General features: G+C 69.1%; 5 protein-coding genes. 3 read left to right on the top strand and 2 right to left on the bottom strand.

Annotated features, from left to right (window positions below):
- Nucleotides 1-217 precede the first annotated feature (217 nt).
- Nucleotides 218-448: a pectate lyase gene (locus VN378_RS10815; RefSeq protein ID WP_325743584.1), complete on the top strand. Its 231-nt coding sequence runs from the start codon at nucleotides 218-220 to the stop codon at nucleotides 446-448.
- Between the two features lie 36 nt (nucleotides 449-484).
- Here VN378_RS10815 and VN378_RS10810 read toward each other — a convergent pair whose 3' ends face one another.
- Complete coding sequence (locus tag VN378_RS10810) at nucleotides 485-2,512, bottom strand: caspase family protein (RefSeq protein WP_325743583.1); 2,028 nt, start codon at nucleotides 2,510-2,512, stop codon at nucleotides 485-487.
- Nucleotides 2,513-2,697: 185 nt separating this feature from the next.
- Between VN378_RS10810 and VN378_RS10805 the strand changes: the two genes are divergently transcribed.
- A complete protein-coding gene (locus VN378_RS10805; RefSeq protein WP_325743582.1) occupies nucleotides 2,698-4,917 on the top strand; it encodes a DEAD/DEAH box helicase in 2,220 nt (739 codons plus the stop codon).
- A 30-nt stretch (nucleotides 4,918-4,947) separates the two neighbouring features.
- On the opposite strand, the gene VN378_RS10800 is transcribed toward VN378_RS10805, so the two are convergent.
- Complete coding sequence (locus VN378_RS10800) at nucleotides 4,948-5,799, bottom strand: class I SAM-dependent methyltransferase (protein ID WP_325743581.1); 852 nt, start codon at nucleotides 5,797-5,799, stop codon at nucleotides 4,948-4,950.
- A 70-nt stretch (nucleotides 5,800-5,869) separates the two neighbouring features.
- On the opposite strand from VN378_RS10800, the gene VN378_RS10795 reads away from it, so the two are divergent.
- Nucleotides 5,870-6,295, top strand: a complete 426-nt coding sequence (locus VN378_RS10795; protein ID WP_325743580.1) for a helix-turn-helix domain-containing protein — start codon at nucleotides 5,870-5,872, stop codon at nucleotides 6,293-6,295.
- Nucleotides 6,296-6,372: the final 77 nt, after the last annotated feature.

Genomic DNA, 6,372 nt, shown 5'->3' with positions numbered 1-6,372 from the left:
GTTATGTACAGTCCTGAAAAGCCCTGAAATTGCCTTTGAGGCCCTTCACACCGAGGGGGTCAAAGGTTCAATCCCTGTCGCACCCACCATTCTTTTGAGGGGCCTGGCGAACCGGGCCGGTTCCCGGAAAACGCCGGCATCGTAGGCGCCGACCCTCCCGCTCGCGGCGCTCCCGGTCAGGACGATCCATGAGACGGTTGTCCGACCCGTTCGGATCTTGACGACGGCGTCGGTTCCGGCGATCTCGCCCAAGGGCCGCCGGTTCGAAACGGTGACCGCTGACGATGGCGCACGCGACGCCCGGCTTGTTGCGGCGCCGGACGCGGTTCCGCTGTGGGCGCGGTTCTACGAGCCGGGGACGAACAGGCCGATCTTCGTCAGCCGGGATTCCGTCGTCCACTACGACATCGCGGAAATCGAGCGCGAACGCCGCACCGGCTGTCGCTGATCGGCGCCGGTTTCCCTTGCTGGTTCCCTGAGGGCGTCAGCCGCCGTTCGCGGCGATCTGGAGCGCCGGCAGCCGCACGATGACGTCGTCGACCTGGACGCCGCCGCGGTCGATGACGAGGTTCTGGTAGTTGCGCTGGCCGTCCTGGGTTTCAGATTCGACGTTCTCGACCTGATCCCGGAACTGGCGACGCAGATAGGTGGTCAGTTCGCCGGCGGTGACCAGCCGGTCTCCGTCTCCGTCGGCCTCGCCCCCCATACCCGTGCGCAGGAAGTGGGACAGATAGCCTCCGGCCTGGAACTTGTCGGCCACGGCGCTGGTCAGATCCTCTTCCGAGCTGAACAGCCCCATCACGCCGGGCCGGTCCACAACGTTGCGCGCGAATCCGCCCGAGAAGCAGGAGTCGAGCACCAGCAGCGACAGCCGGGTGCGCAGGGACCCGAACAGACCGGCCATGTCGCTGTCGCTGATCTCGCCGTCGCGCAACACGATGGACTCGGACTTGCCGTCCGGCTCCAGCCCGCTGATCTGCGCCTCCGACTGGTCGCCGTGGCCCGAGAAGAAGAACAGGAAGGTGTCCTCAGGTCCCGCCTCGGCTGCGACCCGGGCGAAGGCGCGGCGCACCCCGGCGACTGTGGCCTCGGCATTGGTCAGAACCACGCTGGCGTCGTTCAGCGAGCCGTCCGTGCGCAGGGTCTCGGCCAGCTTGCGGGCGTCCTCGTCGGTGAAGTCGAGGGGGCTTTGGGCCCCGCCGTAGTCAGAGACTCCGACCATGACCGCGAACACCCGCGCCCCGCCCTGCACCGAGGCCTGCCGCGGCGAGCCGAGGCTGGGGCTGACGCTGAAGCGGTATGATCCGGTTTCGCCGGGAGCGTAGGAGGTGACCATGACCTCATACTCCCCATCCTCGGCCAGCACAGTGTCGAGCCGGCTGTCGTGGCCGCCGTCGCGGGCGTCGTCATTCTCCTGCTGCTCCCCGGACGGGGTCCTCAGGATGGTGTAGGCGTCGAACGCCGAGGACGTCAGCTCCACCGCCACCCGTTGGCCGCGGCGACCGGTGAAGCGGAAATTGTCGACGTATTCGCCCGAATCCAGGGTGTCGTCGCCCGCGTCCAGGGACCCGCTGACGGTCTGGCCGATGGTGATCCCGCCGTTGGCCGAAGCGCGCTCGGAGGGGCGCACCGCCGGCGGGGCGGGGGTTGCGGCCCCTGCCCCGTCCAGCACCGCCAGACGGTAGCCGCCCTGCTCGCCCGAGGCGTAGCTGGTGGCGGTGATGCGGTAGTCGCCGTCGGCCGGCAGGGTGACGACCAGCCGGCTGTTGCGCCCGTCGGTCACGGCCGGATCGTCGTCGTTGAAGGCCGAGAAGTCGCCCGGACCGTCGATGGCGACGTAGGGGTCGAAGGCCGTCGAGGTCAGGCGCAGGTCCAGGGTCTGTCCGCGCCGCCCGCGCAGCACATAGCTGTTGATGTATTCGCCGCTGTCCAGCTGACGGTCGCCGGCGCCCAGCCGCCCGTCCAGCGCCTGGCCCACGCGAATGGTGCGGTCCGAGGCCGCCACGGCGGCCGGCGATGGGGCGGGCCTCGCCGCGGCCCCGCCCAGCGTCAGGGTGTAGGCCCCCGTCTCGCCGGGCTGATAGCTGGTCGCCGACGCCTCGACCTGGCCGTCGGCCGGGGCGGTGAAACGCACCCGGCTGTCGTGCGACCCGCGCGCGGCCGGATCGTCGTCATTGTCCTCGCTCAGCCCGCCGGGGCCGCGCACCAGCAGATAGGGGTCGAAGGCCGAGGACGAGAGGGTCAGTTCATAGGTCTGGCCGCGCCGGACCGGGAATGTGAATTCATCAGCGTATTCGCCGCTCTCCAGGGTGTCGTCGCCCCGAGCCAGCTGGCCGCGAACGGGCCGTCCGCTGGTGAGGGAGGCCGCGCCCTGTGCGGCTGGAGCCGACGACTGTGCGGCCGGCCGGCTTCCGACCGGCCGCTGCGGCGGGGTCAGCTCCTGCGCGGAGACAACGCCGACCATGGAGACGAGCGTCAGCGCGGTGGTGGCGGCGAGAATGGTTTTCAGCATGAGGTCCCCCGAGACCCCACTGTGCCCGGGAAACGACGGTCTGTCAGCGGTCATTCGCCGGAGCCTGAAATGGACAGGGCCACCCTTCGGCCTTGTTCCTGGCGCACATCCCCCGCCCTTCGCCGGTCGCCCCCTCCCCGGGGCGAGACTGGCGTGCGCCGCGTTGGCGCCTTACGGACTGCCCCATGCCTTTCCCCGCCAGCCATCCCGCGCTTGACCGCGCCCTTTCCGAACGCGGCTACGCCGAGCCCACGCCGGTTCAATCCGCCGTCCTCGAGGCCGCGCTGAACGAGGACGGCTCGGGCCGCGACCTGCTGGTCAGCGCCCAGACCGGTTCGGGCAAGACCGTGGCCTTCGGCCTGGCCCTGGCCCCGACCCTGCTGGGCGAGGCCCAGAAATTCGCCGAGTTCGGCGCACCGGTGGCCCTGGTCATCGCCCCGACCCGCGAACTGGCCCTGCAGGTCTCCAACGAATTGCAGTGGCTGTACGCCCAGACCGGCGCGCGCATCGTCTCCTGCGTCGGCGGCATGGACCCCAAGGTCGAGCGTCAGGCCCTGAACCGCGGCTGCCACATCGTGGTCGGCACCCCCGGCCGTCTGCGCGACCACGTCGAGCGCGGCTCGCTGGACCTGTCGACGCTTCAGGCCGTCGTGCTGGATGAAGCCGACGAGATGCTGGACATGGGCTTCCAGGAAGACCTGACCTTCATCCTCGACGCCGCCCCGGCCGAGCGGCGGACCCTGCTGTTCTCGGCGACGCTGGCGCGCGACATCGTGCAGCTGGCCAAGACCTATCAGAAGAACGCCCTGCGGATCGACACGGTGGCGGGCAACGCCTCGCACGCCGACATCGAATACAAGGCCATCCGCGTCGCCCCGAACGAGGTCGAACTGGCCGTCGTCAATGTGCTTCGCTATTTCGAGGCCCCCGGCGCCCTGGTGTTCGCCAATACGCGCGAGCGGGTGAAGCATCTCACCTCGTCGCTGCGCGAACGCGGCTTCTCGGTCGTCGGCCTGTCGGGCGAACTGACCCAGAGCCAGCGGTCCGAAGCGTTGCAGGCGCTCCGCGATGGCCACGCCCGCGTCTGCGTCGCCACCGATGTCGCCGCGCGCGGCCTCGACCTGCCCGATCTGGGTCTGGTCATCCATGCCGAAATCCCGGTCAACAAGGCCGGCCTGCTGCACCGTTCGGGCCGTACGGGCCGCGCGGGCAAGAAGGGCGTCTCGGTCCTGCTGGTCAGCTATACGCGCCGCCGCAAGGTCGAGCTGATGCTGCAGTCGGCCTCGATCAAGGCCGAATGGTCGGGCCCGCCGTCGGCGGACATGATCCTGCAGAACGACCGCAAGCGCATGCTGGCCGACCCTGTCCTGACCGCCCCGGTCGAGGACGAGGACACCCTGGCCCTCGGCAGGCAGCTGCTCGAGAAGAGCACGCCCGAGCAGATCGCGGCCGCCCTGATCCGTCTTTATCAGCAGAAGCTGCCCGCGCCGGAAGACGTCTATGACGACGACCGCATGAAGCGGCAGCAGGAAACCGGCAGGAACGACAAGGGCCAGCCGGACGTCCCCTATACGGACTTCGCCCGCGGCGGCGACATGGTCTGGTACCGGATCAACATCGGCCGCGACAAGAACGCAGATCCGAAATGGCTGATGCCGACGATCTGCCGCCTCGGCCATGTCACCAAGCGCGACATCGGCTCCATCAAGATTTTCGAGCGCGAGACCAAGTTCGAGATCACCCAGGAGATGCAGGCCAAGTTCGAGGCCGCCATCGCCCTGGGTCTCGAGGAAGGCGTCAAGATAGATCCGGCCGTCAAGCCGGGCCCGTCCGAGAAGCCCGTCAGCCGCTGGGACAAGAAGCCCGCCGGCGACCGTCCGGGTAGCGATCGCCCCGAGCGCAAGCCCTGGAAGGCCCGCGAGGAAGGCGGCGACAAGCCGGCCTGGAAGCCGCGTGAGGACCGTCCCGAAGGCGCGAAGAAGCCCTGGGTCAAACGCGAAGACGGCGCTCCGGCTGCTGAAGGCAAGAAGCCCTGGGTCAAGCGCGAAGAGGGCGGCGACAAGCCCGCGTGGAAGGCCCGCGAGGACCGCCCGCAAGCCGAGAAGAAGCCGTGGGTGAAGCGGGACGACGCCGCTCCGGCCGCCGCCGAGGGCAAGAAGCCCTGGGTCAAGCGCACGCCGAACGACCCCACGCCTCCGGGCAAGAAGCCGTGGGTGAAAAAGCCGGCGGCCGAGGGCAAGACGCCCTGGACGCCGCGTTCCGACGCCGAGGCTGCTCCGGCCGCGGCCGGCGACAAGCCCTGGAAGGGCAAGCCCAAGGGCGGCGACCGTCCGTGGGCGGCGAAGGACGCGCGCGGCAAACCCGCGGGAGCGAGGCCGCCGTACAAGGCCAAGGGTCCGCGCTGAACGGACCCCTCGCCCGTCCGGATCTGAGCATCACCCGGCGTTGCGGGCCCGGACCAGCCAGCAGGCGGCCGTGATCTGCGCCACGCCGCCCGTCACCCAGGCCTCGAAGGCCTGTCTGACGACCGCAACGATCCGGTCTCTGCGATCTTCATCAAGATCGACCAACAGCGCGCCGACGGGACCCATTCGGGCGGCGTAGGCGTCCAGATCCTCGCCGGACAGCGTACAGACGATGTCCAGAGGCTGGATGTCTACGTCTCGCCATCCGGCCGCGGCCAGAATCCCCCGGACCCGCTCCGCGTCGGCGAAGGCGAACTGCCCCGGCCCGGCGGGATCGCGCGCCGGAAGCTCCGGCAGCAACGGCGCCGCCGCCCGCTCCGCCGCCGTCATGAACGGATTCTCCTCCGCGCCGCGCCAGGCGACGAACGCCAGTCCGGCGTCCGGACGTGCAGCTTGCCTGAGGTTGACGAAGGCGGCGACGGGGTCGGCGAAGAACATCACGCCGAAGCGCGAAATGACCGCGTCGAACGCCGCAGGCTCGAAGGCGTGCGTCTGGGCGTCGGCGGCGATGAAGCGGCATGTCCCGAGACCCGTCTCCTCGGCGCGCCGTCTCGCCACCTCGATCAGGGGGACGGAGATGTCCACGCCGGTGCATCGGCCCCGTCTTCCGAGGCGCCAGGCCGCCGCGAGGGTCGTCGCCCCGGCTCCGCAACCGACATCCAGCACCTCGTTCGCACCGAAATGCGCCACGGCCCCGACCAGCGTCCGCTCGAAGGGGCCGAGCAGGCGATCCAGCATCTCCTGCTGCTCCGCCCAGACCTCCCCGGCGCGGGCGTTCCAAAGCCTGGCCTGTGCTTCGTTGGCGTCATGGACTGACTGCATCAGCTGATCCTCCTTGATTTCCGTATCGGTGACGGCGACGCTACAACTTCAAGCCAGGTTGAGGTCAACAGTGAAATTTCTGGATATCGCCGACGTCGCTCGACGCTCGGGCATGGCGGCGTCGAAGCTCCGTTTTTATGAGGAGAAGGGGCTGATCTCCTCGGTCGGGCGGCGCGGACTCAAGCGCCTGTTCGACCCGGGCGTGCTCGAACGCCTGTCATTGATCGCGCTGGCCCGGACGGCAGGTTTCACGCTGGATGAGATCGGCGGCATGTTCGGCGAAGACGGCCGGCCGCGCCTCGACCGGGTCCAGCTCTCCACCAGGGCTGATGACCTGGATCAAACCGTCAGGCGTCTCAGCGCCCTTCGGGACGGTCTCCGCCACGCGGCCGCATGTCCTGCGCCCAGCCACATGGAATGCCCGACCTTTCAGCGACTCCTGAGGACTGCAATCCCGCGGCATGTGGATCAGGGGTCTCCGCCGATACGCCGATAGCCGGCAGGACGCCCGGGAGGATTGCAGACAGACTGTAACCGTTTACGGTGATCTCAAAATGGGTCTCAATCAGCGCG

Source organism: Brevundimonas sp. (assembly GCF_035561115.1).
Classification (GTDB): domain Bacteria; phylum Pseudomonadota; class Alphaproteobacteria; order Caulobacterales; family Caulobacteraceae; genus Brevundimonas.
The sequence above is the reverse complement of the archived record's forward strand: the minus strand, read 5'-3'. Positions and strand labels throughout refer to the sequence as shown.